This window comes from Micromonospora desertarenae (genome assembly GCF_056150265.1).
The window spans coordinates 33,957-60,365 of record NZ_JAXCFQ010000005.1; the positions used below are offsets into that span (position 1 = coordinate 33,957).

24 protein-coding genes are annotated in these 26,409 nt (G+C 73.7%); 10 read left to right on the top strand and 14 right to left on the bottom strand.

Annotated elements, in window-relative coordinates; translation table 11 throughout:
• Positions 1–64: 64 nt before the first annotated feature.
• From SM577_RS11775 to SM577_RS11810, 8 genes are all read right to left on the bottom strand, one after another.
• Entirely contained in the window at positions 65–838 is a 774-nt protein-coding gene (locus tag SM577_RS11775; RefSeq protein WP_474581918.1) for a 2-keto-4-pentenoate hydratase, read from the bottom strand.
• Positions 835–1,890 (bottom strand): 4-hydroxy-2-oxovalerate aldolase, encoded by a 1,056-nt coding sequence (dmpG, locus tag SM577_RS11780; protein ID WP_474586893.1) that lies wholly within the window; start codon positions 1,888–1,890, stop codon positions 835–837. The genes SM577_RS11775 and dmpG overlap by 4 nt, the downstream gene beginning before the upstream one ends.
• The gene (locus tag SM577_RS11785; RefSeq protein ID WP_474581920.1) at positions 1,887–2,831 is read right to left on the bottom strand and encodes an acetaldehyde dehydrogenase (acetylating); all 945 of its coding nucleotides are present in this window, start codon (positions 2,829–2,831) and stop codon (positions 1,887–1,889) included. The genes dmpG and SM577_RS11785 overlap by 4 nt, the downstream gene beginning before the upstream one ends.
• 39 nt (positions 2,832–2,870) lie before the next feature.
• Positions 2,871–3,680: a 2-keto-4-pentenoate hydratase gene (locus SM577_RS11790; RefSeq protein ID WP_474581921.1), complete on the bottom strand. Its 810-nt coding sequence runs from the start codon at positions 3,678–3,680 to the stop codon at positions 2,871–2,873.
• Between the two features lie 126 nt (positions 3,681–3,806).
• Positions 3,807–5,288 carry a 2-hydroxymuconic semialdehyde dehydrogenase gene (locus tag SM577_RS11795; RefSeq protein WP_474587060.1) on the bottom strand — a complete coding sequence of 494 codons (1,482 nt, stop codon included), beginning with the start codon at positions 5,286–5,288 and terminating at the stop codon, positions 3,807–3,809.
• A 26-nt stretch (positions 5,289–5,314) separates the two neighbouring features.
• Complete coding sequence (locus tag SM577_RS11800) at positions 5,315–6,649, bottom strand: FAD-dependent oxidoreductase (RefSeq protein ID WP_474586894.1); 1,335 nt, start codon at positions 6,647–6,649, stop codon at positions 5,315–5,317.
• A 76-nt stretch (positions 6,650–6,725) separates the two neighbouring features.
• Positions 6,726–8,024: a kynureninase gene (gene kynU, locus SM577_RS11805; protein WP_302919088.1), complete on the bottom strand. Its 1,299-nt coding sequence runs from the start codon at positions 8,022–8,024 to the stop codon at positions 6,726–6,728.
• 15 nt (positions 8,025–8,039) lie between these two features.
• On the bottom strand, positions 8,040–8,942 hold the full coding sequence (locus SM577_RS11810; protein WP_474586895.1) for a tryptophan 2,3-dioxygenase: 903 nt from the start codon (positions 8,940–8,942) through the stop codon (positions 8,040–8,042).
• Between the two features lie 146 nt (positions 8,943–9,088).
• Here SM577_RS11810 and SM577_RS11815 point away from each other — a divergent pair, with 146 nt between their 5' ends.
• The 3 genes from SM577_RS11815 (at position 9,089) to SM577_RS11825 (ending at position 11,024) form a co-directional block, all read left to right on the top strand.
• Positions 9,089–9,556 (top strand): Lrp/AsnC family transcriptional regulator, encoded by a 468-nt coding sequence (locus SM577_RS11815; RefSeq protein WP_302919090.1) that lies wholly within the window; start codon positions 9,089–9,091, stop codon positions 9,554–9,556.
• An 85-nt stretch (positions 9,557–9,641) separates the two neighbouring features.
• Entirely contained in the window at positions 9,642–10,181 is a 540-nt protein-coding gene (locus SM577_RS11820; protein WP_474586896.1) for a hypothetical protein, read from the top strand.
• A gap of 12 nt (positions 10,182–10,193) precedes the next feature.
• Complete coding sequence (locus SM577_RS11825; protein WP_302919092.1) at positions 10,194–11,024, top strand: class F sortase; 831 nt, start codon at positions 10,194–10,196, stop codon at positions 11,022–11,024.
• 7 nt (positions 11,025–11,031) lie between these two features.
• Here SM577_RS11825 and SM577_RS11830 read toward each other — a convergent pair whose 3' ends face one another.
• Positions 11,032–11,565 (bottom strand): HNH endonuclease, encoded by a 534-nt coding sequence (locus SM577_RS11830; protein WP_109902624.1) that lies wholly within the window; start codon positions 11,563–11,565, stop codon positions 11,032–11,034.
• A 382-nt stretch (positions 11,566–11,947) separates the two neighbouring features.
• On the opposite strand from SM577_RS11830, the gene SM577_RS11835 reads away from it, so the two are divergent.
• From SM577_RS11835 to SM577_RS11855, 5 genes are all read left to right on the top strand, one after another.
• Positions 11,948–12,322 (top strand): hypothetical protein, encoded by a 375-nt coding sequence (locus tag SM577_RS11835; protein WP_474581926.1) that lies wholly within the window; start codon positions 11,948–11,950, stop codon positions 12,320–12,322.
• A 332-nt stretch (positions 12,323–12,654) separates the two neighbouring features.
• A complete protein-coding gene (locus SM577_RS11840) occupies positions 12,655–13,635 on the top strand; it encodes an ATP-dependent DNA ligase (RefSeq protein WP_474586897.1) in 981 nt (326 codons plus the stop codon).
• 126 nt (positions 13,636–13,761) lie between these two features.
• On the top strand, positions 13,762–14,910 hold the full coding sequence (locus tag SM577_RS11845; protein ID WP_302919095.1) for a mechanosensitive ion channel family protein: 1,149 nt from the start codon (positions 13,762–13,764) through the stop codon (positions 14,908–14,910).
• Positions 14,911–15,144: 234 nt separating this feature from the next.
• The gene (locus SM577_RS11850) at positions 15,145–16,584 is read left to right on the top strand and encodes an MFS transporter (RefSeq protein ID WP_302919096.1); all 1,440 of its coding nucleotides are present in this window, start codon (positions 15,145–15,147) and stop codon (positions 16,582–16,584) included.
• Positions 16,585–16,647: 63 nt separating this feature from the next.
• Positions 16,648–17,079, top strand: coding sequence for a globin (locus SM577_RS11855; protein WP_302919097.1), 432 nt, complete (start codon positions 16,648–16,650; stop codon positions 17,077–17,079).
• 126 nt (positions 17,080–17,205) lie between these two features.
• On the opposite strand, the gene SM577_RS11860 is transcribed toward SM577_RS11855, so the two are convergent.
• The 4 genes from SM577_RS11860 to ettA all read right to left on the bottom strand — a co-directional run bounded on the left by SM577_RS11860 (position 17,206) and on the right by ettA (position 20,744).
• Positions 17,206–17,790, bottom strand: a complete 585-nt coding sequence (locus SM577_RS11860) for a type III secretion system chaperone family protein (RefSeq protein ID WP_167179355.1) — start codon at positions 17,788–17,790, stop codon at positions 17,206–17,208.
• Between the two features lie 131 nt (positions 17,791–17,921).
• Positions 17,922–18,626 (bottom strand): DUF8185 domain-containing protein, encoded by a 705-nt coding sequence (locus SM577_RS11865; protein WP_474586898.1) that lies wholly within the window; start codon positions 18,624–18,626, stop codon positions 17,922–17,924.
• On the bottom strand, positions 18,623–19,066 hold the full coding sequence (locus SM577_RS11870) for an acyl-CoA thioesterase (protein WP_302919099.1): 444 nt from the start codon (positions 19,064–19,066) through the stop codon (positions 18,623–18,625). Before SM577_RS11870 ends, SM577_RS11865 begins: the two co-directional genes overlap by 4 nt.
• Position 19,067: 1 nt before the next feature.
• Entirely contained in the window at positions 19,068–20,744 is a 1,677-nt protein-coding gene (gene ettA, locus SM577_RS11875; RefSeq protein ID WP_302919100.1) for an energy-dependent translational throttle protein EttA, read from the bottom strand.
• Between the two features lie 315 nt (positions 20,745–21,059).
• Here ettA and SM577_RS11880 point away from each other — a divergent pair, with 315 nt between their 5' ends.
• Both SM577_RS11880 and otsB read left to right on the top strand, forming a co-directional pair.
• Complete coding sequence (locus SM577_RS11880; RefSeq protein WP_302919101.1) at positions 21,060–22,460, top strand: alpha,alpha-trehalose-phosphate synthase (UDP-forming); 1,401 nt, start codon at positions 21,060–21,062, stop codon at positions 22,458–22,460.
• Positions 22,461–22,501: 41 nt separating this feature from the next.
• On the top strand, positions 22,502–25,063 hold the full coding sequence (gene otsB / locus SM577_RS11885; protein WP_302919656.1) for a trehalose-phosphatase: 2,562 nt from the start codon (positions 22,502–22,504) through the stop codon (positions 25,061–25,063).
• A gap of 75 nt (positions 25,064–25,138) precedes the next feature.
• Here otsB and cobA read toward each other — a convergent pair whose 3' ends face one another.
• Positions 25,139–26,380, bottom strand: coding sequence for a uroporphyrinogen-III C-methyltransferase (gene cobA, locus SM577_RS11890; protein ID WP_474587061.1), 1,242 nt, complete (start codon positions 26,378–26,380; stop codon positions 25,139–25,141).
• Positions 26,381–26,409: the final 29 nt, after the last annotated feature.

Genomic DNA, 26,409 nt, shown 5'->3' on the forward strand with positions numbered 1-26,409 from the left:
CTGCTCACCCGGAGCCGGGTGGGCTGCCCGGAACCCCCCACGCCGATCCCGACGCGCCGCCCGATCACGACGCCGCCCGGAGCGAAGCGGTGCCGAGCTTCTCGACGACCGCCCGGACGTGGGCGCCCGGACGCAACGGCACGGCGGCCGTCGCGGCGCCGGCCAGGAAGACCCAGCCGGGCTGCATCCGCACCCCGTGCCGGCCGGCCAGCCGGATCCCCTCGTCCAGCGCCCGGCGGGGATCGCCGAGGATGGCCGCGGTCGAGCCGACCTGCGCCACCCGGCCGTCGATCTCCAGCAGCACGCCGAGGTTGTCCAGCCCGTCCGGCACCGGGGACCACGGGCCGACCACGAACGCGGCGGCCGAGGTGTTGTCGGCGATCACGTCGGGCAGCGAGAAGGTGAAGTTCGCGTAGCGGGAGTCGATCAGCTCGATGGCCGGCGCGACGGCGCGGACCGCGTCCCGGAACTCGCCGACCGGCTCGCCCGGCTGGGGCAGCCGGTCCAGCAGGAACGCCACCTCCGGCTCGACCCGGGGGTGGATGTGGTCGGCCGGATCGACGCTGCCCCCGTCGGGCACCCGCATCACGTCGGTGAGCCGGCCCCAGATCACCTCGTCCACGCCGACCTGGGCCATCTTGGCCTTGCTGGTCAGCCCCATCTTCAGCCCGACCAGCCGCTCGCCCCGGTCGATCCGGCGTTGCAGCAGCGCGGTCTGCACCGCGTACGCGCCGTCGACGTCCAATCCGGTCTCGGCGGCGAGCTGCGGAATCGCGGTGGCGGTGTCGGCGGCCGCACCCAGCTTCTCGGCGATCCCCGCGATGTCCGGCCCGATCACGACTCCTCCTTGGCGGCGAGGTCCAGAGCCACGTCCACGATCATGTCCTCCTGGCCGCCCACCATCCGGCGCCGACCCAGCTCGACCAGGATCGACCGGACGTCCACCCCGTACCTGGCGGACGCCCGCTCGGCGTGCCGCAGGAAGCTGGAGTAGACCCCGGCGTAGCCCAGCGAGAGCGTCTCCCGGTCGACCTGGACCGGCCGGTCCTGCAACGGGCGGACCAGGTCGTCGGCCGCGTCCATCAGGGCGAACACGTCGCAGCCGTGCTTCCAGCCGTGCAGCTCGGCGACCGCGACGAAGACCTCCAGCGGGGCGTTGCCCGCCCCGGCGCCCTGGCCGGCCAGCGAGGCGTCCACCCGGACGGTCCGGCCGTGCGGCGACCCCAGCGGCCCGGCGCCGAGGATCCGGCCGTGTTCCACCGCCACCACGCTGTTGGCCACCCCCAGCGACAGGTTGTGGTGCGCGTGGATGCCGATCTGCGTCTCCGGCTCCAGCACCTGCCGGTACGCGTCGACCCGCTCGGCCACGTCGGACATCAGCAGCCGACCGCCGGAGTCGGTGACGTAGACGCAGTGCGCCCCGTACGACTCCATCAGCTTGGCCTGCCCGGCCAGCCCGGCCGGGTCGAACATGTGCGACATCATCAGGAAGCCCGAGACGTCCATGCCGTTCTCCCGGGCCCAGGAGATGTGCTGGGCCGAGATGTCCGCCTCGGTGCAGTGGGTGGCGATCCGCACGCTGGTCACCCCGAGCGCCTTCGCCGCCTTCAGGTCGGCGATGGTGCCGATGCCGGGTAGCAGCAGGGTGGTGAGTTTCGCGCTGGTCAGCACCTCGGCGGCCGCCGCGATCCACTCGGCGTCGCTGGCCGCGCCGTGGCCGTAGTTGACGCTGGACCCGGCGAGGCCGTCGCCGTGCGCCACCTCGATCGCGGCCACCCCGGCCGCGTCCAGCGCGGCCGCGATGGTGCGGACCTGGTCGACGGTGTAGCGGTGGGCGATGGCGTGCATGCCGTCGCGCAGCGTCACGTCCTGGATGTAGAGATCGGTCATCGCGCGGCCACCTCCGTCGTGCCGGCGGCCCGCAGGGCGACCAGCCGCTCGGCGGTCCGCAGCGCGGCCGAGGTCATGATGTCCAGGTTCCCGGCGTACGCGGGCAGGTAGTGTCCGGCGCCGGAGACCTCCAGGAAGACCGAGACCTGCAGGCCGGTCAGGTGCCGGCCCAGCGTCGGCAGGTAGCTGTCCACCCGGTCGAACTGCACGTCCTGCTTGAGCCGGTAGCCCGGCACGTACTCCTGGACGGTCGCCACCATCTCGGCGACGGAGGCGGCGATCGCGGCCCGGTCGGCGTCGGCGTCCGGGCAGAGGCAGTAGACGGTGTCCCGCATCAGCAGCGGCGGGTCGGCCGGGTTCAGCACGATGATCGCCTTGCCCCGCTCGGCACCGCCGACCACCTCGATCGCCCGGGCGGTGGTCTCGGTGAACTCGTCGATGTTGGCCCGGGTGCCCGGCCCGGCCGACTTTGAGGCGATCGAGGCGACGATCTCCCCGTACACCACCGGGGTGACCCGGCCGACCGCCGCGACGATCGGCACGGTGGCCTGCCCACCGCAGGTGACCATGTTGACGTTGCCCTCGTGCAGGTGCTCGTCGAGGTTGACCGGCGGCACCACGTACGGGCCGATGGCGGCTGGGGTCAGGTCCACCACGGTCCGGCCGTGCGCGCGCAGCACCTCGTGGTGACGCCGGTGCGCGCCGGCCGAGGTGGCGTCGAAGACCAGTTCGACGTCGGCGAACTCGGGCATCGCCACCAGGCCGTCCACGCCTTCGGCGGTGATGGCCACGCCGAGCCGCCGGGCCCGGGCCAGGCCGTCCGACCCGGGGTCGATGCCGGCCATCGCCACCATCCGCAGCGACTCCGACAGCCGGAGCACCTTGATCATCAGATCGGTGCCGATGTTGCCGGACCCGAGCACGGCCACCCCGACAGTCATGCGGTGTCTCCCTCTGTTCGCGACTGCGGGCTCGCGAGCTCACTCCTCGCGCTCACGATGCCCCTCCGAGGACGAGAAACAGGTCCGGACCGAGCCGAGGCCGGAGATCCGGGCCTCGTACGCCGCGCCCGGGGTGACCGGCACCATCGGGCCGAGCGCCCCGGAGAGCACCACGTCACCGGCGCGCAGCGGATCGCCGGAGCGGGCCATCGTGCGGGCCAGCCACTCCAGCGCGTGCAGCGGGTTGCCCAGGCAGGCCGCCCCGGCACCGACCGAGACCGGCTCCCCCGCGTGTTCCAGCACCATCCCGCAGAGCCGCAGGTCCACGTCGGTGAGCCGGCGCGGCGTGGTGCCGAGCACGAACAGCCCGCTGGAGGCGTTGTCGGCGACGGTGTCCACGATGGAGATGTCCCAGCCGGCCACCCGGGAGTCGACGATCTCGATGGCCGGCAGCACGTGGTCGACCGCGCGGGTCAGGTCGGCGGTGGTGACCCGCTCGTCGGGCAGGTCCGTGCCGAGCACGAAGGCCACCTCCGCCTCCACCCGGGGCTGGAGCAGCCGGTCCAGGCCGACCTCCGCGCCGTCGGGCACCGCCATGCTGTCCAGCAGCACCCCGAAGTCCGGCTGGTAGACGCCGAAGCTCTCCTGCACCGCCCGGGAGGTCAGCCCGATCTTCGCGCCCACCCGCCGGTGCCCCCGCTGCAGCCACTGCCGCACCTGGAGCTGCTGCACCACGTACGCGGACGTGACGTCCCCCTCGGGCAGCAGCCGCCCGCGCAGCGGCGGGCAGGGCTTGCCGCTCTCCCGCGCCTCGACCAGTTCCCGGGCCGCGGCCTCGTAATCGCTCATCTCGGCTCCCCGGTGCTGCGCCTGGTGATTCGCTCGCTGCGCTCGCTCATGTCGGCACTCCACTTCGCTCCGTGCCGCCATGAGGCTCCACCGCGCTGCGCCTGGTGATTCGCTCGCTGCGCTCGCTCATGACAGGTCCACGCAGACGTTGGTGAGTTCGGAGTAGAAGTCCAGCGAGTGCAGGCCGCCCTCGCGCCCGATGCCGGACGCCTTCACCCCGCCGAACGGGGTGCGCAGGTCGCGCAGGAACCAGGTGTTCACCCAGACGATCCCGGCGTCCAGCCGGGCCCCGGCCCGGTGCGCCCGGCCGACGTCCCGGGTCCACACCGTCGCGGCCAGGCCGTACTCGGTGCCGTTGGCCAGCGCGTACGCCTCGTCCTCGTCGTCGAACGGGGCCACGTGCACCACCGGGCCGAAGATCTCCTCGCGGTTGGTCCGGGCGTCCGGGCCGAGCCCGGTGAGCACCGTCGGCTGCACGTACGCCCCGCCGTCGCGGGCGTCGCCGAAGCGGGGCGTCCCGCCCCCGGTCAGCACCCCGGCGCCCTCGGTGCGGGCCAGGTCGTAGTAACCGAGCACCTTGTCCCGGTGGGCGTGCGAGATCAGGGGCATGTTCGCCGTGGCCTCGTCGGCCGGCCACCCGTACGCCAGCTCGCCGGCCCGCTTCGCCAACCGCTCGGTGAACTCGGCGAAGACCGGCCGCTGCACGTAGATGCGTTCGGTGCAGAGGCAGACCTGGCCGCCGTTGGTGAAGCTGGACCGCACCGAGCCGGCCACCGCCGCGTCCAGGTCGGCGTCGGCGAAGACCAGCCCGGCGTTCTTGCCGCCCAGCTCGAAGGAGACCGCCTTCACCCCGTCGGCGGCGGCCCGCATGATGGCGCTGCCGGTGGCCGACTCGCCGGTGAAGGTGATCGCGTCGACGTCCGGGTGCCGGGTGAGGAACTCCCCGGCCGAGTCCGGGCCGAAGCCGTGCACCAGGTTGAACACCCCGGCCGGCACCCCGGCCGCGGCCATCACCTCGGCGAGCAGCGTCGCCGAGGCCGGGGTCTCCTCGCTCGGCTTCACCACCACCGCGTTGCCACAGGCCAGCGCCGGGGCCACCTTCCAGGTGAGCAGCAGCAGCGGCAGGTTCCACGGCACGATGACCGCCACCACGCCGACCGGCTTGCGGACCGCGTAGTTCAGCGCCCGGCCCCCGGTCGGGGTGACAGTGGTGAACGACTCGGTCGGCGCGGTCGCCACGATCTCGGCGAAGGCCCGGAAGTTCGCCGCCCCGCGCGGGATGTCCAGGGTGCGGGCCTGCGAGATGGCCTTGCCGGTGTCGGCCACCTCGGCGGCGACCAGGTCGTAGAAGCGGCGTTCCAGCTCGTCCGCGACCCGGCGCAGCACCTCGGCCCGCTCCCGCTCGCCGAGGCGGCCCCACGGCCCGCGCAGCGCCGCCCGGGCGGCGGCCACCGCGTCGTCCACCGTGGACCGGTCGGCCTCGGCCACCTCGAAGACCGGCTCCCCGGTCACCGGGCTGGCCTTGGTGAAGGTCTTCCCGGCCGGGACGAACTCGCCGGCGACGAAGTTGCGCAGCAGGCCCGGCCCGTCCGGCGCCCGCCCGGTCATCAACCGGGGATCCCAGACCACCGTCATCAGCGCCTCCCTCGGCTGACCGCGGCGCCGACCGCACCGACCAGCGCCGCCACCGCACCGGCGGCCACCGCCCCCAGCACCCGGTGCTGCCGGCGCACCCGCCGCCGCACCTCCGCGTACGGGGTGGTGGAGAACGAGACCAGCTCGTACTGCGAAACGTACCGGCCGGGCAGCGCCCGTTCCAGTGCGTGCTCCACCCGCCGCCACAGCTGGAACACCGGCGAGGCGACCTTGTCCCGCATCTCCACGAAGTTGGTCAGCGCCATCCGGGCGATCGCCTCGGCGTTGTCCCGCCGGCGCTCCTGGAACAGCGGCAGCGCCGCCGCCCAGTCGTCGGCGCACTCGTCCAGGCAGCGGTCCAGCTCCACCACGTCCTCGAACGCGCAGTTCGCGCCCTGCCCGTAGAACGGCACGATGGCGTGCGCCGCGTCGCCGAGCAGCCCGACCCGACCGTCCACCTGCCACGGCGTGCAACGCACCGTGCCGAGCACGCCCACCGGGTTGTGCTGGTAGTCGTCGACCAGGTTCGGCGCCAGCGGTGGCAGGTCCGGGTAGTGGATGGCGAAGTGCCGCTCGATCGCGGCCGGGCTGCCCAGCGAGGCGAAGCTCGCGGTGCCGTGGGTGGGCCAGAAGAGCGTGCAGGTGAACGACCGGTCCGGGTTGGGCAGTGCGATCATCATCGAGGTGCCGCGCGGCCAGATGTGCAGCGCCTCGGGGTCGAGGGCGAAGTCGCCGCCCAGCGGCGGGATGGTCAGCTCCTTGTAGCCGTAGTCGAGGAAGTCCAGGCTCTCGGTGAGCAGGCCGTGACCGAGCAGCTGGCCGCGTACCGCCGAACCGGCGCCGTCGGCGCCGAGCACGACCGGCGCGCTGGCGGTCGTCTTGCCCGCCGGCGTCTCGAAGGTCATCTCACCGCTGGCCGGGTCGAGGCCGACCAGCCGGTGGTCGAAGGCGATCCGCACCCCCGGCAGCGCGGCGGCGGCGTCCAGCAGGGCGTTGTTCAGCGCGCCCCGGCTGATCGAGTTGATCGCCAGGTCGCCGGTCGCACTGTAGGACTGGAACTGCGGCTCGCCGTCCACCGGGTGGATCATGCGCCCGCGCATCGGCAGCGCGTCCGCCATCACCTGCTCGGCCAGCCCGATCCGGCGCAGCGCGTCCAGGCCGCGCTCGGAGAGCGCCAGGTTGATCGAGCGGCCCCGCTCCACCCGCCCGGTACGCGGGTCGGGCCGCCGCTCGTAGAGTGCCACCCGGTAGCCGCGCCGGGCCAGGAAGCAGGCCAGCAGACAGCCGGCCAGGCCGGCGCCGACCACCGCGATCTCGTCCCGTTCGGCGCTCATGCCGGCCCTCCGCTCCGCTGCGTGCCACCATGAGGCGCCATCGCGCTGAGCCTGATGATTCGCGCGCTCCGCTCGCTCATGCGGTCACCTCCCCGACGGTCGCGGCGAGCGCCTCGGCGACCCGCCAGCAGTCGTGGTACGTGGAGTAGAGCGGCACCGGGGCGAACCGGACCACGTCCGGCTCCCGGGCGTCGGCGATCACGCCGTGCTCGTGGCGCAGCCGCTTGGTCAGCTCGGCGGCGCTGCCGGCGCCGATCCGCACCGACAGCTGGCAGCCGCGGCGCTGCGGCTCGCGCGGGGTGACCACGGTCAGCGGCCGGGTGGCGGTCACCTCGTCGAGCAGCCGCTCCAGGTAGCCGGTGAGCCGGATGCTGCGCTCGCGCAGGGCGGGCATGCCGACGGCGTCGAAGATCTCCAGCGAGGTCCGCACCGGGCCCATCGCGAAGATCGGCGGATTGGAGATCTGCCAGGCCTCCACGGTGGCCGGTGGCCGGGAGACCGGGGTCATCTCGAACCGGGTGGCCGCGTCGGTGCTCCACCAGCCCTCGAAGCGCGGCAGGTCGGGGTCGCCGAGGTGCCGCTCGTGGACGAAGACGCCGGCCAGCGCGCCGGGGCCGGAGTTGAGGTACTTGTACGAGCACCACGCGGCGAAGTCGACGTCCCAGTCGTGCAGGGCCAGCGGCACGTTGCCGGCGGCGTGCGCCAGGTCCCAGCCGACCGTCGCCCCGGCGGCCCGGCCGGCGGCGGTGATCGCCGGGATGTCCATCAGCTCGCCGGTGAGGTAGTTGACCCCGCCGAGCAGCACCAGCGCCACCCGGTCCCCCTCGGCGGCGAGGTAGCCGGTGACGTCCTCGGTGCGCAGGGTGTCCTCGCCGGGACGGGGCCGGAGCCGGACCACCGTCTCGTCCGGGTCGAGCCCGTGGAACCGGGCCTGGCTGCGCACCGCGTAGCTGTCCGACGGGAAGGCGCTGTCCTCGATGACGATCCGGGTGCGGGCGCCGGCGGGCCGGTAGAAGCTGACCATCAGCAGGTGCAGGTTGACGGTGAGCGAGTTCATCACCACGGTCTCCGCGGGCCGGGCGCCGACCAGTCGCGCGGCCGGCCCGGTGAGCAGTTCGTGGTACGGCAGCCAGGGCCGCTCCGCCTCCAGGTGCCCCTCGACGCCGAGCCGGCCCCAGGCGTCGAGATCGGCGAGCAGGTCGGTACGGGTGGCCCGGGGCTGCAGTCCGAGCGAGTTGCCGGCCAGGTAGGCCACCTCGGGGTAGCGGCCGCCCTCGGCCGGCGGCACGTGGAACAGGTGGCGGTGGCCGCGGTCGGCGGCGTCGAGGCGGCGCGCCTCGGCCTCACCGGCGGCGAGGGGTGCGGGGGTGTCCATGTCTCGTTCTCCGGTTCACATCGCGGTCCGGGCCGACCACAGCTCGGGGAAGACCACCCGGGCCATGCTGCGCTGCAGCCACGCCAGACCGGCGGAGCCGCCGCTGCCGACCTTGGCGCCCATTGTCCGCTGTACGGCCTTGACGTGGTGCTGCCGCCAGTCGCCGAACTGCTCGGCCACCTCGGTCAACGCCTCGCCCAGCAGGCGCAGGTGGTTCTCCGGCCCGGCGTCGGCGTAGACCCGCACCCAGGCCGCCTCCACCGCGGGGTGCGGCTCGTGCTCGACGGCCACGTCCCGCTCCAGCAGCTCGGCCGGCAGGTCGTGGCCGTGCCGGGCGAGCAGGGCGAGCACGTCGTCCCAGACGCTCGGCGCGGCCAGGGCGGCGGTCAGTTCGGCGTACACCTCGGTCTGCCGGCGGAACGGCCGGATCAGCGCCGGGTCCCGGAGCCCGAGCAGGAACTCCAGCTGGCGGTACATCGCCGACTGGAAGCCGGAGCCCTCGCCGAGCAGGTTGCGGAACCGGTTGAAGTCGGCCGGGGTCATCCAGCGCAGCCCCTTCCAGGCCGCGTTCAACCCCTCCAGGTGCAGGGCGGCCCGGCGCAGCGGGGCCAGTGCGTCCCACACCCGGTCGGCGCGCAGCAGCCGCTGGGTCTCCCGCAGCTCGTGGCAGGTGAGCTTGAAGTACAGCTCCATGATCTGGCTGACCACCAGGAACGACATCTCGCCCGGGTCGTCGCTGAGCGGCTCCTGCAACCGGTGCAGGGTGCTGGCCCGGACGTACGCGTCGTACGGCACCCGCTCGGCGAACTCCAGCGTCGGCTTGCCACCGTTGCGCTGCGCCCGAGCGGCCCGCTGCTGCGGGGTGGTGGGGCGCACCACCGCGGCCGGCGCGGGCGCCGGCAGCTCCGTCTGCTTCACCTGTCGTCTCCTCCGTGAGCCGGGTGGCGACATGATCTCCCGGTCACAGCGGCGAACGGAATGCCTGTTCAACGGCGCTGCGCCGGGACGACCTGCCGTCGCGAAGGCGGTTCGGCGGTTCCGGTTGGAGAACGTAAGGTCTGCTCATGGACGACATGGACTGGGCGCTGCTGCGGGAGTTGCAGGCCGACGCCCGGCTCTCCTTCAGCGAGCTGTCCCGGCGGGTGCACCTCTCCCCGCCCGCGGTGGCCGAGCGGGTCCGCCGGCTGGAGGAGTCCGGCGTGATCACCGGCTACCACGCGCACGTCGACCTGACCCGGGCCGGACGCACGGTGGTCGCGCTGATCCGGATGTCCTGCTACGGCGCCCGGTGCATCCTGCACGACCCCGAGGTCGCCGGGTGGCCGGAGATCCTGGAGATCCACCGGATCACCGGCGACGCGTGCAGCATGCTCAAGGTCGCGGCCGGTTCGATCGACGAGTTCGAGGCGGTGATCGACCGGCTCGCCCCGTACGGCCAGCCGTCCAGCACGATGGTGCTCTCCACCCCGCTGGACTGGCATCCGGTCACCCCGCTGCCGCCCGCCGACGGCCCCGCCACCCGGCGCCGCTGACCGGCCCGGTTAGCCCCGCACCCAGGGGGAAAGCACGCCGGGTCGCCCCAGCAGGACCGGTACACCGGTGCCGGGAGGGAGGATCATGCGGGGTCTGCGACCGGACGGAGGCGTGCTCCACGCCCCGTCGACCATCATCCGGCTGCTCGGGGTCTTCGTCGTGATCGGGGCCTTCGTCCTGGTCGGCGCGACGCCGGCCCGGGCCGCCGAGAACGTCTTCGTCGAGGTGACGCCGAACAGCGCACAGGCGGGCACCCGGGTGAGCATCCGGGCCGGCTGCGACAACGGCAACAACCGGCAGGCGGAGGTGCACTCCGACGCGTTCGGGCGGGTGGTGCTCCGACCGGACAACGGCTTCCTGACCGGTCAGGCGACCATCCCGGCCAACAAACAGCCCGGTGACTACCCGGTCGACCTGCGCTGCCAGAACGGCAAGACCGCGACCACCACGCTGACCGTGCTGAACATGGAGCAGCCCAGCAAGGGGCCGGCGACCGGGGGCGGCGCCACCGCCGGCGGCCGGGGCACCGGCTCGCTGCTGCTGGTCGGCGGCGTCGCCGTGGTCGCCGTGGTGGTGGCCTTCGGGGTGTTCGGCAACCGCCGTCGGACCGGGGCCGGCTCCTGACCCCCCGCCGCCATGGCCGGTTCTCGCGCGCGCACCCCGCGACCGGGCCGGGCGGCCGCCCGCCGGGCGCTGCGGGCGTCCGGACGGGCGGTGGTGGCCACCACCCGGCGGCTGCGCCGGGTGGCCGGCGAGGCCGTCTCGGCCAGCGTCGCCACGCCGGACCCCGCCACCCGGCCGTTGCCGGCCCGACCCCGGCACCGCTGGGCGCCCGGTCGACGGCTGGCCGCGGCCAACCCCGGCCTGCCGGTACTGGTGATCGGCACGCTGATGGTGCTGATCGTGGCGATGCTCGGGGTGGAGCGGGTCACCGGGATCAGCATGCTGCCCGACCGGTTCACCGCCAGCCTGCGGCCGCCACCGAAGAAGTTCCCGGTGCTGCCGGCGAGCCGGCCGGTGGGCATCAGCAGCCAACCGATCGACCTGGCGGCGCCCGTGCACAACGTCGGCATCGCCCCGGACGGCAGCATCGCCGTGCCGGACGCCGACCGCGCCCAGGAGGCCGGCTGGTACGACCAGGGCCCGACCCCGGGCCAGTACGGGCCGGCGGTCATCGTCGGGCACGTCGACACCAGCACCGGGCCGGCGGTGTTCCACCGGTTGCGTCAACTGCGCGCCGGCGACCCGGTCGAGGTCAGCCGCGAGGACGGCTCGGTGGCGGTCTTCGAGGTGGACTCGGTGGAGCGGTTCGACAAGGAGCGGTTGCCGGTGGACGAGGTGTACGGCGACTTCAGCCGCCCCAACCTGCGCCTGATCACCTGTGGCGGCCGCTGGGTCGGCGGGGAGACCGGCTACGCCGACAACGTGGTCGTCTTCGCCACCCTGGTGCGGGCGCGCGACGGGTGAGCGGGGCTCAGGCCGCCTCGGGCTCCCGCAGGTCGAGCCAGTCGGCCCAGCGCGGGTCGGGCGCCCGGTGGCCCAGCACCCGCCAGGCGACGCCCTTCGGGGCGGCCGGCAGCGCGTGCAGCCGCCAGCCCAGCTCGGCCGGGGTCTTGTCGCCCTTGGTGTGGTTGCACTTGGCGCACGCCGCCACCACGTTCTCCCAGGCGTGCCGGCCACCCCGGCTGCGCGGGAAGACGTGGTCGATGGTCTCCGCCGGCCCCCGGCAGTACGCGCACCGCCAGCCGTCGCGGGCGAAGATGGCCCGGCGGGACAGCCCGACGTGGGTGCGGTAGGGCACCCGGACGAACCGGGTGAGCCGGACGACCGACGGCACCGGTAACGCGTTGCGGGCGCTGTGCAGGACACCGTCGCCGTCGGCGACGCAGACGGCCTTGGCGGAGAGCACGAGGATGGCGGCACGACGGACGGACACGACACACAGCGGCTCGTAGGTGGCGTTGAGGACCAGCGCGCCGGAGCCCACCGTGGGTCGTATGTCAGGCATCGCGCTCACCCTCCCGGTCCAGCGGCCCCACTCGCCACCGTCGACCGGGATCGGGCACAGCGCTCACCGCGGCCGACGCCGGCCGGATCACCGACATCCGTTGCGCCAATAGTCCCTGATCGGAACCGGGATTGCACGTACTAATCTCTCATCTGGTAGAGAGATCATCCGGACTGCGGCTGATCGCCGTGCCGACCTGGGTGAACTCTTCCGCCACGGGACAGCGGTCGACGGCCCCCTGCCGGTGTCAGGTGCGCCGGATCCGGGCCCGATGATCTTTCGCTCGCCGCCCTGCCGTCCACGACAGGCCAGGGGGCTCGAAGATGCCGATGACCCCGGACAGAACGATCCCCGACCGGACGGCCGCTGCGATGATCAGGCGATGACCGACCAGCCGGACTGGACCACCCCCATCCGGGCGGTGCACGTGCGGCACGGCACCCAGACGGCCTGCGGCGGGATCGCCGTCGTGCTCGCGGACGTCGAGCCACATCCGGCCTACGCCTTCACCGCACGGTTCGAGGGACGACCACCCGGCCCGGCCGACCTGCGCCAGGAGTGCGTCGACGGCTTCGCCGACGGGATCCGGACCGAGTTGGTCCGGCTCTGCGGCGGACAGCCGCCCCCGGTCCGGGTCGTGCTGCGCCGCATCCTGGTCCACGACGTCGACTCGTCGGCGGCGATCAACCGGGCAGCCGGACGGCTGGCCGCCGCGGAGGTGCTCCGGCGCGCCACCGACGGCCGGCGGGCACCCTGACCAGCCGGCGGCGTGCGGGTGAACCGCCAGCGCGCCCCCGGGGTCACCTCCCGGGACCGGTCCCGCACCGACCGCTGATCGACCGGTGGCGCCCTCGACGCACCGCTGCGCGCCGTACCTCGACGGCCCCGGCCCGGGTCGGGCTCGCGTGGCCGGGGCCGGGTATCCAACCTTCCGCATCTACCAGCGCGAGCGCAGCCGCACCCTGGAGTATCCGAGGCGGGGGTGACAGCGATTCGCGACCGACAGGCGGCGCCACCGGCACGGTGAGCCCGGCCCGGCGCAGAGCGGGCCCGGCCGCCGGCGCGGCGCTACGACCGCCCATCACGCCGATGCTCGCCGTGGCGGTCGACGCCGTACCCGAGGGCGCCGGGCTGGCGTACGAGCCGAAATGGGACGGCTGGCGAGCGCTGGCCTTCCGCTCGGCCGCCGGCGTCCACCTCCAGTCCCGCGCCGGCCGCGACCTCAGCACCTACTTCCCGGACATCACCCGGGCGGTACCGGCCGCCGTACCGCCCGGTGTGGTGCTCGACGGGGAGCTGGTTGCCTGGGAGCGGGAGAGGACGAACTTCGCTCTGCTGCAACGTCGGGTGACCGCGGGCCGGCAGCTGCTCGCCACCGCCCGCCGCCACCCCGCTCACTACGTCGTGTTCGACGTGCTCAGCGCGCCGCCGGGTGGGCCGCTCCTCGACGTCCCGCTCGCCGATCGTCGTGCCCTCCTGGTCGACCTGCTGGCGGGAGCGCCCCCGGCGATCACCCTGTCGCCGCAGACGACCGACGTGGCCCAGGCGGCCGAGTGGCTGGGCAACTGGACAGCGGCGGGCGTCGAGGGCGTCATGATCAAGGAGCTGGACGGACGCTACGAGGCGGGCCGGCGGGGCTGGCGGAAGTTCCGGGCCTACTGCACCACCGAGGCGGTGATCGGCGGTGTCACGGGGACGATCGACGCTCCGGAGAGCGCGTTGGTGGGGCGCCTGGACCGGCGCGGGCGGCTGCGCTACACCGGCCGGACGCACCCCCTGGGCGAGGGGCAGCGCCGCGAGCTGAGCGCCCTGCTCACACCCCCGCGGGCGCGGCGTCCGGGCGGCCCGGTGACCCACCCGTGGCCACAGCCGCTCCCCGCCGCCTGGTCCGGCCAGCTCGACCGTCCCGAGCCCCTGCGGTACACCCAGGTGGAACCGATCGTGGTGGCGGAGATCGAGGTCGACACGGCGTACGAGCATCACCGGTGGCGGCACGGGGTCCGGTACCTGCGTCCACGGTTGGACCTGTCCGTCCACGACGTGCCGCTGCTGCTCGACGAGCCGGGGTAGGGATCGGCGGCGCCGGCCGGTCGGTGGCGGCGGCGTCGCACGCGCCACCGCACGAGGCGAGGAAGCCGGCCACCGCCGCCTCGACGGCGCCGGTCCCCCGGTGAGGCTTCCTCCGCGCCCGCCACGATGACCGGTTTCGCACCCGGCGGGCGGGCGTACCGGCGGCACCGGTCACCCCGGCGGTGGGTCGGCGCGGAGAGCCCACCCGGGGTGCGGTACGAAGACACGGTGAGTTCCGTCAGCCTGTTCCTCGCCGAACCCGCGCCGAGCCCGGACCCGACGCCGAGCCCCCAGTGCCTGGAGGAGGCGCTCTGCAAGGCGGCCTGGGAGATCACCAACTCGGTCTGGTTCGCCGAGGGCAGTTACTGGATCCTGCTCAAGCCGCTGCGCGTGGTGCTGATCCTGCTGCTGGCGGTCGCCGCCCGGTGGCTGGTGCACCGGACGATCCGCCGGCTGGTGCGCACCACCACGGCCGCCGGGGTGCCCACCATGCTGCGGCCGCTGCGGGAGCGGATCCCCACCGCCGCGGCCGAGCCGGGCGAGTTCGTGCCGGAACGGCGGCGCCAGCGCGCCGAGGCGATCGGGTCGGTGCTGCGCAGCCTGACCACGGCGTTCATCTTCGGCATCGCGCTGCTGATGGTGCTCAAGGAGTTCAGCTTCGACCTCGCCCCGCTGCTGGCCAGCGCGGGCATCGCCGGGGTGGCGCTCGGCTTCGGCGCGCAGAGTCTGGTCAAGGACCTGATCGCCGGCCTGTTCATGCTCATCGAGGACCAGTACGGCGTGGGCGACACGGTCGACCTGGGCGAGGCGACCGGGGTGGTGGAGTCGGTCGGGCTGCGGGTGACCACCGTCCGGGACGGGCGCGGGGTGCTCTGGTACATCCGCAACGGCGAGATCGTCCGGGTCGGCAACAAGAGCCAGGGCTGGGCCCTGGTCGTGGTCGACCTGCCGATCGGCTTCGCCGGCACCGAGGAGGCCACCGCGGTGCTGCGCACCGCCGCCGCGTCGGTGGCGGTCGACCCGGAACTGTCGCCGGAGATCGTCGAGGCGCCCGAGGTGCTCGGGGTCGAGCAGATGACGGTGGAGGGCGCGGTGATCCGCACCGTCGTCAAGACCACCGCCGACGGGCAGTTCGCGGTCGGCCGCGAGCTGCGCCGCCGGCTCACCGAGGCGCTGGAGAACTCCGGGATCACCGCCCGGATCGCGGCCGCCCGCCTCTACCCGGGAATGGCCGCCGGCGGCCCCGGCGAGACCGGTCAGGGCGGCGCCACCTGAGTGGCCGGGTGACCGAGCAGCATGGGGTCGCGGGCCGGCCGGCCCCTCGGGTATCGTCCGTTCGTTCAGTCGGGGATGCGACGATCAAGCCGTTCGCCCTAGCCAGTTGTCAGACGATCGGGCAGAATCCGGGGCACGCGTTCCCCCCGGAACGTGATCACGTCCTCGCTGATCCGTAGATCTGACGACGGTTTCCCGGGCGCGTACGCCACGAGCGGTTGCACCCGGGAAACGATGGAGGCGACGGTGTCCGACGAGCGACCCTCTCGGGAAGGGCCGGCCACCTTCCACGAGGTGTTCGCCCAGCGCGAGTATCGGGCGATCTTCGCGGCGAGCGCGCTCTCCTGGGTCGGCGACTACATCGCCAAGGCGGCCGTCACCCTCCTGGTCTACCGGGAGACCCGCTCGGTGGCGCTCTCCGCCGTCGCGTTCGCGATCAGCTACCTGCCCTGGCTGGTCGGCGGCCCGCTGCTGTCCACCCTCGCCGAACGGCACCGCTACCGGCAGGTGATGGTCGCCTGCGACCTGATCCGGATGGCCCTGATGGCGGTCATCGCCATCCCGAACATGCCGGTCAACGCGATCCTGGTGCTGCTCTTCGCCGCCACCCTGGCCAACCCGCCCAGCCAGGCCGCGAAGTCCGCGCTGATGCCGCTGGTGCTCACCGGCGACCGGCTCGTCCTCGGGCTCTCCCTGAACGCCAGCGCCGGCCAGGCCGCGCAGGTCGTCGGCTACCTCGTCGGCGCGTCCGTGGCGGCGTTCAACCCGGCCGTCGCCCTGCTGATCAACGCGGCGACGTTCGCCGTCTCGGCCGCGCTGACCCGCTTCGGGGTCTCCGACCGGCCGCCGGCGATGACCGCCGCGCACCGCAGCCACCTGCTCCGGGAGACCGGCCAGGGGTTCCAGATCGTGTTCGGCACCCCGGTGCTGCGGGCCATCGCCGTGCTGGTGTTCAGCGCCATGCTCTTCTCCATCGTGCCCGAGGGGCTGGCCGCGGCCTGGGCGAGCGAGCACGGCGGCGAGGGGATGGACACCGGCGTCGCGCAGGCCGTCATCATGGCCGCCAACCCGGTCGGCTTCATCCTCGGCGGGCTGGTGGTCGGCCGGGCGTTCGGGCCGGACCGGCGGCTGGCACTGATGCGGCCGCTCGCGGTGCTCGCCCCGGCGGTGCTGGTGCCCGCCCTGTTCGACCCGCCACCGGCGGTGGTGGCCCTGCTCGCCGGCGCCTGCGGGTTCGCGGTCGCCGGCATGCTGCCGATGGCCAACGGGCTGTTCGTGCGCGCCCTGCCCAGCGGCTTCCGGGCCCGGGCGTTCGGCGTGATGGCGAGCGGGGTGCAGGTGATCCAGGGCGTGGCGGTGCTGGCCACCGGGCTGCTCGCCGAGCGGTTCCCGATCCCGGCGGTGGTCGGGTGGTGGAGCGCGGCGGGCGTCCTGCTGATGGCCCTGGTGGCGCTGCGCTGGCCGAGCCGGGCCAGCGTCGACGCGGCGGTCACCGCGGCGGAACGGGCGAGCGGCGCGGCCGCCGAGCCGGCCGAGGACCCGACCGTGGAGCAGACCGGCGGCGCGCCGGACCGGGGCGAGGGCGGGGCGGGCGAACGGCCGTCGGACGGGGGCGGCGGTCCGGTCGCCGGCCGGCCCGGCGAACCGGGGCGGCCCCGGCACGCGGTGAGCTGACTTACACCCGTACCCCGGTCCCTCCCCCGGGTTCGGCCCGGGGGCACCTGGCAGGATGGAACGGTGAATCCCGCTGCTGAGTCCGACCGTCCCCGGCCCTCGGTGACCCTCTTCGAGGCGATCGGCGGTGAGCCCGCCTTCCGCAAGCTGGTCGACGAGTTCTACGCGGGGGTCGCCGACGACCCGCTGCTGCGCCCGATGTACCCGGAGGAGGACCTGGGCCCGGCGGCGGACCGGCTGACGCTGTTCCTGATGCAGTACTGGGGCGGCCCGAACACCTACTCGGCCCAGCGGGGGCACCCGCGGCTGCGGATGCGGCACGCGCCGTTCCGGATCGGCGCGGCCGAGCGGGACGCCTGGCTGCGGCACATGCGCACGGCCGTCGACCGCCTCGACCTGCCGCCGGAGCTCGCCACCGCGCTCTGGGACTACCTGGAGCGGGCCGCGTACTTCATGGTCAACGTGATGGAGGACCCGGCCGCCGGGACGCCGTAGCCGTCGGCACGGCGGCGGGCACGCCTCGCGACCCGGCAGCCACGCCCGGGTAGGCCAGCCGGCGGGCGGCCGGCCCGGTAGACAGGCGACCACGCCCGGCGGACCGCGGCCCGGGCGGGCGGGCGGTCAGAGCAGGGCGCCCTCGTCGTGCAGCCAGTCGACGAAGCTGGTGGCCACCGCGGCGCCGCAGTCGAGCATCTCGACCAGGAGCGCGTCGTGCGTCCCGGCACCGAAGGGCACCTGGAGTTCGGCGTAGATGGGCAGCTGGCCGCGCTCGGTGGGGTCGCCGACGTAGGCCTTGCAGAACCGGCGGGTGTGGTTCCACTCGTTGACCACCCGGTAGGCCCGGTCGGCCCAGTCGGGCGGGACCGTCGCGTGTGGACGCGCCCGCATCACCAGGATCTCGTCCTCCGGGCCTTCGAGGGTGACCAGCACCGCGTGCCGCTCCCACATGGCCAGCAGGTTGCCGTCACCGTCGGCCAGGTAACGCACGTCGAGCAGGTCGAGCGCCTCGCAGACCCGGCCGAGGGTGACCGGCTCGACCGTGGCTCGCATCTCCGGGATGGCGGGCCGGTCGACGGCCGGGGAGTCGTCCTCCGGCTGCCGGGGGGTCGGTGGCCCGACCCGGACGGTGCCCTCCACTGTGATCCCGCTTCGAGTTTCCGGATCGCCGCCGTTGGCGGGACCGGGGCGCCATGACCACCACGGCATCGCTCGCGCACCTCACTCCCCAGCGGATCCAGTCGCCTACGGTGCGTTGGATCCGAGGATGGACGGTACCCGGACAGCCGGGTTGAAGCATCCCCCCAACGGGAGCCCCAAACCAGAAGAATGACCAGGGGTCAGCCGAACGGATGACCACCAGAGGGCCGTACGGCAAGATCAGTGGCCGTCTGCGACCAGGTCGCTCCGTATGGTCCCACCAGGCCGACCCAACGTCCGGCCGTACGCACCTGGACGTCGGTGTCGCCGGAGCCGCCGCCCGGCGCGCCCAGGAAGCCCATCCGGACCAGCCCCTGGACCAGCCGCTGGGTCACCTCGACCGGCTCGCCCGGCGGGTCGTCCGGGGTCACCACGACCGGCACGTGGTCGAGCAGCGCGTCGCGCAGCGCCCGCTGCCCCACCGCCCGTCCGGCCACCCCGTGGGTGCTGGCGGCGCGCAGCGTGCCCGCCGCCGCCTCGGCGATCCGGCGCAGCTCACCACCGGGCAGCGTCTCCACCCGGCGACTGGCCGCCGGCGGCAGCGGCCACCGCCACTGCGCGTCGCGTCGCGCCGGCAACTCCCCCCGCCCCTCGGTGAGCGCCGCCAGCAGGTCGCCCGCGCCCACCGTGACGTCGCCCGGCGCCGTGCCGGCCACCGTGCGCACCACCAGCACCCCCCACGGCAGGCGGGCCCAGAGGGCGGTACGCCCCGGCGCGCCGGCCGGCCGGAGCCGGACCAGGGCACCCCGGTCCAGCCGGACCAGCCGGGCGAGGAAGGCGCCCGCGTCGGCGACGTCGGCGATCCCGTGCCCACCGGCGTCGACCGGGTGACCGGCCGCGGTCACGCCGCGCCCTGCGGGGCGTACGCCAGGAGGAACTGGCGCTCCTCGGCGGTGACCCGGCGCGGCAGCTGCCGGTCGAGGTCGAACGGGACCAGCACCGAGCGGGCCCGGCTGGCCAGCACCTCGCCGTCGTACAACTCGTAGGCGACGGTGAACGAGGCGGCCCGGATCTCCTCCACCCAGAGTTCGATCCGGACGGTCGGCGCCGTCTCCGCGGTGGCCCGGCCCAGGGCGTAGTCGACCGGGCGCAGGTAGTCGACCTCGTGCCGGCGGATCACCACGCCGTCGGCGAACGAGCCCACTCCCCACGCCCGGCCGCCGGCGAACATCAACGCCACCCGGGCCTCCTCGTAGAGGGTGAGGAAGCGCGAGTTGTTGACGTGGCCGTACGCGTCCAGGTCGGACCACCGCAGGGTGCAGTGGTAGACGAACCGGTCGGCCACGTCAGTCGCGGGTCAGCTTGCGGTAGGTCACCCGGTGCGGCCGGGCGGCCTCGGCGCCGAGCCGGTCGATCTTGTTCTTCTCGTACGCCTCGAAGTTGCCCTCGAACCAGAACCACTTCGCCGGGTTCTGGTCGTCGCCCTCCCAGGCCAGGATGTGCGTGGCGACCCGGTCGAGGAACATCCGGTCGTGCGAGATGACCACGGCGCAGCCGGGGAACTCCAGCAGCGCGTTCTCCAGGCTGCCGAGCGTCTCGACGTCGAGGTCGTTGGTCGGCTCGTCGAGCAGGATCACGTTGCCGCCGATCTTCAGCGTCAGCGCCAGGTTGAGCCGGTTGCGCTCGCCGCCGGAGAGCACCTTGGTCGGCTTCTGCTGGTCCGGGCCCTTGAACCCGAACGCCGCGATGTACGCCCGGGACGGCATCTCGACCTTGCCGACCAGGAGGTGGTCCAGCCCGTCGGAGACGGTCTCCCAGACCGTCCGGTCACCGGCCAGCCCCGCCCGGCTCTGGTCGACGTACGACAGCGAGACGGTGTCGCCGACCTTCACCGAGCCGGAGGTCGGCTCCTCCAGCCCGACGATGGTCTTGAACAGGGTGGTCTTGCCGACGCCGTTCGGACCGATCACGCCGACGATGCCGTTGCGCGGCAGCGAGAACGACAGGTCGTCGATCAGCACCCGGTCGCCGAAGGCCTTGACCAGGTTGTTGACCTCGATCACGGTGCTGCCCAGGCGGGGGCCCGGCGGGATCTGGATCTCCTCGAAGTCCAGCTTGCGGGTCTGCTCGGCCGCGGTGGCCATCTCCTCGTACCGCTCGAGGCGGGCCTTGGACTTGGTCTGCCGGGCCTTGGCGTTGGAGCGGACCCACTCCAGCTCCTCGTCGAGGCGCTTCTTCATCTTGGCGTCGCGGCGGCCCTCGACGGCCATCCGGGCCGCCTTCTTCTCCAGGTAGGTGGAGTAGTTGCCCTGGTAGCCGATGGCTCGGCCGCGGTCCAGCTCCAGGATCCAGCCGGCCACGTTGTCCAGGAAGTACCGGTCGTGGGTGATGGCGATCACCGTGCCGGCGTACTTGGCCAGGTGCTGCTCCAGCCACTGCACGCTCTCCGCGTCCAGGTGGTTGGTGGGCTCGTCGAGCAGCAGCAGGTCGGGCGCCTCCAGCAGCAGCTTGCACAGCGCCACCCGGCGGCGCTCACCGCCGGAGAGCTTGGTGACGTCGGCGTCCGGCGGCGGGCAGCGCAGCGCGTCCATGGCCAGTTCGAGCTTGGAGTCGATGTCCCACGCGTCGGCGTTGTCCAGTTCCTCCTGGAGCTTGCCCATCTCCTCCATCAGCTCGTCGGAGTAGTCGGTCGCCATCTGCTCGGCGATCTTGTTGAACCGCTCGAGCTTGGCCTTGATCTCGGCGACCGCCTCCTCGACGTTGCCGAGGACGGTCTTGGCGTCGTTGAGCGGCGGCTCCTGGGCCAGCATGCCCACGGTGTAGCCGGGCATCAGCCGGGCCTCGCCGTTGCTCGGCCGGTCCCACCCTGCCATGATCTTGAGGAGGCTGGACTTACCGGCGCCGTTCGGGCCGACCACACCGATCTTGGCCCCCGGCAGGAAGCTCAGCGTCACGTTGTCGAGCACGACCTTGTCGCCGTGCGCCTTGCGCGCCTTTTCCAGGACGTAGATGTACTGGGCCACGGTGCGGGCTACCTCCGTAGGTTGCGACTGGGAGCCGGCGGGCGAGGGCGCGGGCTGGTCGTCACCCGCGGCCGCCGGCCGGGGCCGGCCGCACGCACGCCGCTGTCAATCCTGACAGGTACGCGTCGCGACGCCCACATCACCCCGCCGCGGGCGTGCCGGCGGGCGGTCCGCCGGCCGGTCTGTTGACAAGATCACCTCCAGGGTTCGGCGCCGGTGGGACGGGTAGGGAACTCCGGCACGGGGCCCCAGACGCCGCAGCTACGCTCAGTACGCTCATGCGGTTGACCCGTCAGCACCCGGAGGTGGCCGAACGTGACCGTCCGCAGCTCCTTTGTCGTAGTGGCGAACCGCTTGCCGGTCGACGAGGTGAGCACACCCGAGGGACGCCAGTGGCGACGCAGCCCCGGCGGGCTGGTCACCGCCCTGCACCCCGTCCTCGCCGAGCACCAGGGCACCTGGGTCGGCTGGGCCGGCGGCACGGGCGCCGCCCCGGAGCCGTTCGACCTGGAGGGCATCCGGCTGCACCCGGTGCCGCTCAGCGCCGAGGAGCTGGAGCGCTACTACGAGGGGCAGTCCAACGCCACGATCTGGCCGCTCTACCACGACGCCGTGGAGACGCCGGCCTACAAACGGCGCTGGCGGGAGGCGTACCGGCTGGTCAACGCCCGGTTCGCGGAGGCCGCGGCGGACGTCGCCGCCGAGGGCGCCACGGTCTGGGTGCAGGACTACCAGCTCCAGCTGGTGCCGGCCATGCTCCGGGAACTGCGCCCGGACCTGCGGATCGGCTTCTTCCTGCACATCCCGTTCCCGCCGATCGAGCTGTTCATGCAGATGCCGTTCCGCACCGAGATCCTGCGCGGCCTGCTCGGCGCCGACCTGGTCGGCTTCCAGCAGCGGCTGGCCGCGCAGAACTTCGTCCGGCTGGCCCGGCACCTGCTCGGGCTCCGCTACGAGGGGCAGATGATCCAGGTCGACGGGCGCCAGGTGAAGGCCGGCGCCTTCCCGATCAGCATCGACACCCGGGAGATGGAACGGATGGCCGCCGACCCGGCGGTGCAGGCCCGGGCCAAGGAGATCCGCGAGGAACTGGGCAACCCCAAGACGATCATCCTGGGCGTCGACCGGCTCGACTACACCAAGGGCATCGAGTTGCGGCTCAAGGCCTTCCGCGAGCTGCTGGCTGACGGAAAGCTGACAGTCCCGGAGGCCGTCATGGTGCAGGTGGCCACGCCGAGCCGCGAGCGGGTCGAGCACTACCAGGCACTTCGGGTCAAGGTCGAGCGCGAGGTTGGTCGGATTAATGGCGAATTCGGCAGGGTCGGCGTGCCGGCGGTGCATTATCTGCATCAGTCGTACAGTCGCAGTGAACTGGCCGCGATGTACGTCGCTGCCGACGTGATGATGGTGACCCCGCTGCGAGACGGAATGAATCTGGTGGCCAAGGAGTACGTCGCATCGCGCGCCGACCAGGGCGGCGCGCTCGTGCTCAGTGAGTTCGCCGGCGCCGCCACCGAGCTGCGCCAGGCGTTCCTGTGCAACCCACACGACCCGGACGCGGTCAAGGACGCGCTGCTGCGGGCCGTGCACGTGGAGAAGCCGGAGGCCCGCCGCCGGATGCGGATAATGCAACGCCACCTGCGTACCCACGACGTGGGTCACTGGGCCAAGTCGTTCCTCACCGAGCTGGGTGTGCCCGAGGCGGAGGCCGCGTGAACGCGTCCGTCAGCGACGCGGCGCCCATCGTCACCGGGGTGATGGACGCTGAGCTGCGCACGGCCATCGGCCGGATCGCCCGGGTGCCGCAGCTCCTGATCGCCTGCGACTACGACGGCACGCTGGCGCCGATCGTCGAGGACCCGAGCAAGGCCGTACCGCTGCCCGAGTCGGTGGCGGCGGTGCGCGCGCTCGCGGCGCTGCCGCAGACCACCGTGGCGGTGGTCTCCGGCCGGGCGCTGCGCGACCTGGCCGCGCTCTCCCGGCTGCCCAGCGAGGTCCACCTGGTCGGCAGCCACGGCTCCGAGTTCGACATCGGTTTCGTCGAGCGGCTCTCCCCCGAGCTGATCGCGGTACGCACCCGGCTGCGCGACGCGCTGCGCGAGATCGCCGCCGCCCACCCGGGCATCCGGCTGGAGCGCAAGCCGGCGAGCGTCGCGGTGCACACCCGCGGGGTGGACCCGCAGGTCGCCGCGGCGGCCATCGAGGCGGTCCGCAGCGGCCCCGCCACCTGGGACGGCGTCACGGTCACCCAGGGCAAGGAGGTCATCGAGCTGTCGGTGGTGGCCACCCACAAGGGCACCGCCGTCGACCAGCTGCGCACCCAGCTCTCCGCCAGCGCCGTGCTCTTCATCGGCGACGACGTCACCGACGAGAACGCCTTCGGCAACCTGCACGGGCCGGACGTCGGCATCAAGATCGGGCCCGGCGACACCCAGGCGCAGTTCCGGGTCGCCGAACCGATCGAGGCGGCGCGGGCCCTCGGGCTGTTGCTGGAGACCCGCCGGCACTGGCTCTTCGGCGAGCGGGCGGTGCCGATCGAGCGGCACTCGATGCTGGCCAACGGCCGCACCGTCGCACTGCTCACCCCGGACGCCAAGGTCACCTGGCTCTGCCACCCCAAGCCGGACTCGGCGGCCATCTTCGCCGACCTGGTCGGCGGCAGCCCGGCCGGATACTTCAGCGTCGCGCCGGAACGCGGCGGCATCCCGCTGGGCCAGCGGTACCGCTCGGGCACGATGACGGTGGAGACCCGCTGGTCTGGCCTGACCGTCACCGACTGGCTCGACACGCCGGACAGCGAGACCACGCCGGACGGCCCGGTCATCGTCAGCGGCGACTCCACCCTGGTCCGGGTGCTCACCGGCACCGGCCGGGCCCGGATCGAATTCGCGCCCCGGCCCGAGTTCGGCCAGGTGGCCGTGCAGCTGCAACCGCTCGGCGACGGCCTGCTGGTGCTCGGCTCCAACGAGCCGGTCGCGCTCTACTCCCCCGGCGTCGAGTGGGAGGTGACCGGCGACGGCGTCTACGAGACCGCGAAGGCGGTCGTCGACCTGCGTGCCGCCGGCGGCCAGGTGGTGCTGGAGATGCGCTTCGGCACGCAGAGCCTGGAACACCACCGGCTGCCGATCCACGAGCGGCAGGCCGCGGCCGAGCAGCCGTGGAAGGACTGGGTCGCCTCGCTGCGGCTGCCGAACACCGCGCGGGACCTGGTCGCCCGCAGCGCGCTCACCCTGCGCGGGCTCTGCCACCAGGCCACCGGCTCGATCCTGGCCGCGGCCACCACCTCCCTGCCGGAGGAGCTGGGCGGGGTCCGCAACTGGGACTACCGGTACTGCTGGCTGCGCGACGCGGCGCTGACCGCCCGGGCGCTGGTCGACCTCGGTTCGACCGAGGAGGCCGAAGGGCTGTTGCGGTGGATCGACGGCGTCGTCGAGCGCACCGGCGGGCACCCCGAGCGGCTGCACCCGCTCTACACCGTGGACGGCTACGAACTGGGCGCCGAGGCGGTCATCGACACCCTGCCCGGCTACGCCGGCTCCCGCCCGGTGCGGGTCGGCAACCTGGCCAACCACCAGCTCCAGCTGGACGTCTTCGGCCCGGTGGCCGACCTGATCGCCGCCGTCGCCGACGCCCGCGGCTCGGTCCGCGAGGACGAGTGGCGGGTGCTGGAGAACATGGTCGAGGCGGTCCGCCGCCGCTGGCACGAGCCCGACCACGGCATCTGGGAGGCCCGCCTCCCGCCGCGGCACCACATCTTCTCCAAGACGATGTGCTGGATGACCGTCGACCGGGCGCTGCACGTGGTCCGCCAGCACGGCGGCGACGACCGGCCGGAGTGGGTGGAACTGCGCGACCGGATCGGCGCCAACGTGCTGGAGTACGGCTGGCACGAGCACGCCGAGGCGTACAGCGTCGCGTACGGGGATGAGGACATGGACGCCTCGTCGCTCTGGATCGGCCTGTCCGGCCTGCTCCCCGGCGACGACCCGCGCTTCCTCTCCACGGTGCTCAAGATCGAGGCCGACCTGCGCAGCGGCCCGGTGGTCTACCGCTACCACTGGGACGACGGCCTGCCCGGCCGCGAGGGCGGCTTCCACATCTGCACCGCCTGGCTGGTCGAGGCGTACCTGCGCACCGGCCGGCGGGACGACGCCGAGGAACTGTTCGCCCAGATGATCGACACGGCCGGGCCGACCGGGCTGCTTCCCGAGCAGTACGACCCGCTGGCCGAGCGCGGGCTGGGCAACCACCCGCAGGCCTACAGCCACCTGGGCGTTATCCGCTGCGCCCTCCTGCTGGACAACATGCTCAAGCAGTGACCTGACGGTTCCACCCGACGGCGGCCGGAGACCCGATCCTCCGGCCGCCGTCGGCGTCGGCGGTGACAGCTGTGCTCAGTCGGCGGGGCCGCCGACGGCCCCCGGCGAGAGCACCGGGACGACGTCGCCGACCACCACCACGGCCGGCGGCCGCAATCCCGCCCCCGCCACGTCCGCCGCGACCGAGGCGAGGGTCGACCGGAGCACCCGCTGGGCGCCGGTGGTGGCCTCCTGCACCACCGCCGCCGGCGTCGCCGCGGGCCGGCCGTGGGCGATCAGCGTGGCGGTTATCTCGGCCAGGTTCTTCAGACCCATCAGGATCACCAGGGTGCCGCGCAGCCCGGCCAGGTGCTCCCACCGCACCAGCGAGGCCGGCGAGTCGGGGGCCACGTGCCCGGAGACCACTGTGAACTCGTGCGCGACCGCCCGGTGGGTGACCGGGATGCCGGCCACCGCGGGCGCGGCGATCGAACTGGTCACCCCCGGCACCACGGTCACCGGCACGCCGGCCGCCGCGCAGGCGAGCAGCTCCTCCCCGCCCCGGCCGAAGACGTACGGGTCGCCGCCCTTGAGCCGGACCACGAACCGCCCGGCCAGCGCGCGGTCCACCAGGATCCGGTTGATCTCCTCCTGCGCGCGGGCCGGGCCGTACGGGATCTTCGAGGCGTCGACCAGCTCCACGTCGGCGCGCAGTTCGTCCAGGAGCAGCCCGGGGACCAGCCGGTCGGCGACCACCACGTCGGCCGCGGTGAGCAGCCGCCAGCCCTTGACGGTGATCAGCTCCGGGTCGCCCGGCCCGGCGCCGACCAGCGCCACCCGGCCGGCCGCGGCACCGGCCGCCGCTCCGGTCGCGGCCGGTTCGATCCGGGCGGTGAGCAGGTCCCGCACCGCGTCCCGCACGCTCATCGCCCGGCGCGGGTCACCGCCGCCGAGCACGGCCACGGTGACCGGGCCGTGCCGGGTCACCGCCGGGGTCCACGCGGTGGCGGCCGCCCGGTCGTCGGCGCGTACGCAGAAGATGCGCCGCTCGGCGGCGGCCGCGCTGACCGACGCGGCGGCGATCGGGTCGTCGACCGCGACCTGGACCAGCCAGGCCCTGTCCAGGTCGTCGGGGGCGAACCGGCGCGGCACCCAGTGCAGCCGGCCGGCGTCGGCGTGCGCCCGCAGCGCCGGGGTCAGCTCCGGGGCGACCAGCAGGACGTCCGCGCCGGCGTCGAGCAGGGCCGGCACCCGCCGGGTGGCCACCGCCCCGCCACCCACCACGACCACCCGCCGCCCCGCCAGCCGCAGCCCGAGCGGGTACGGGTTGCCGCTCACCGGGTCCCGCCCCGGGGGCGGCACGCTGC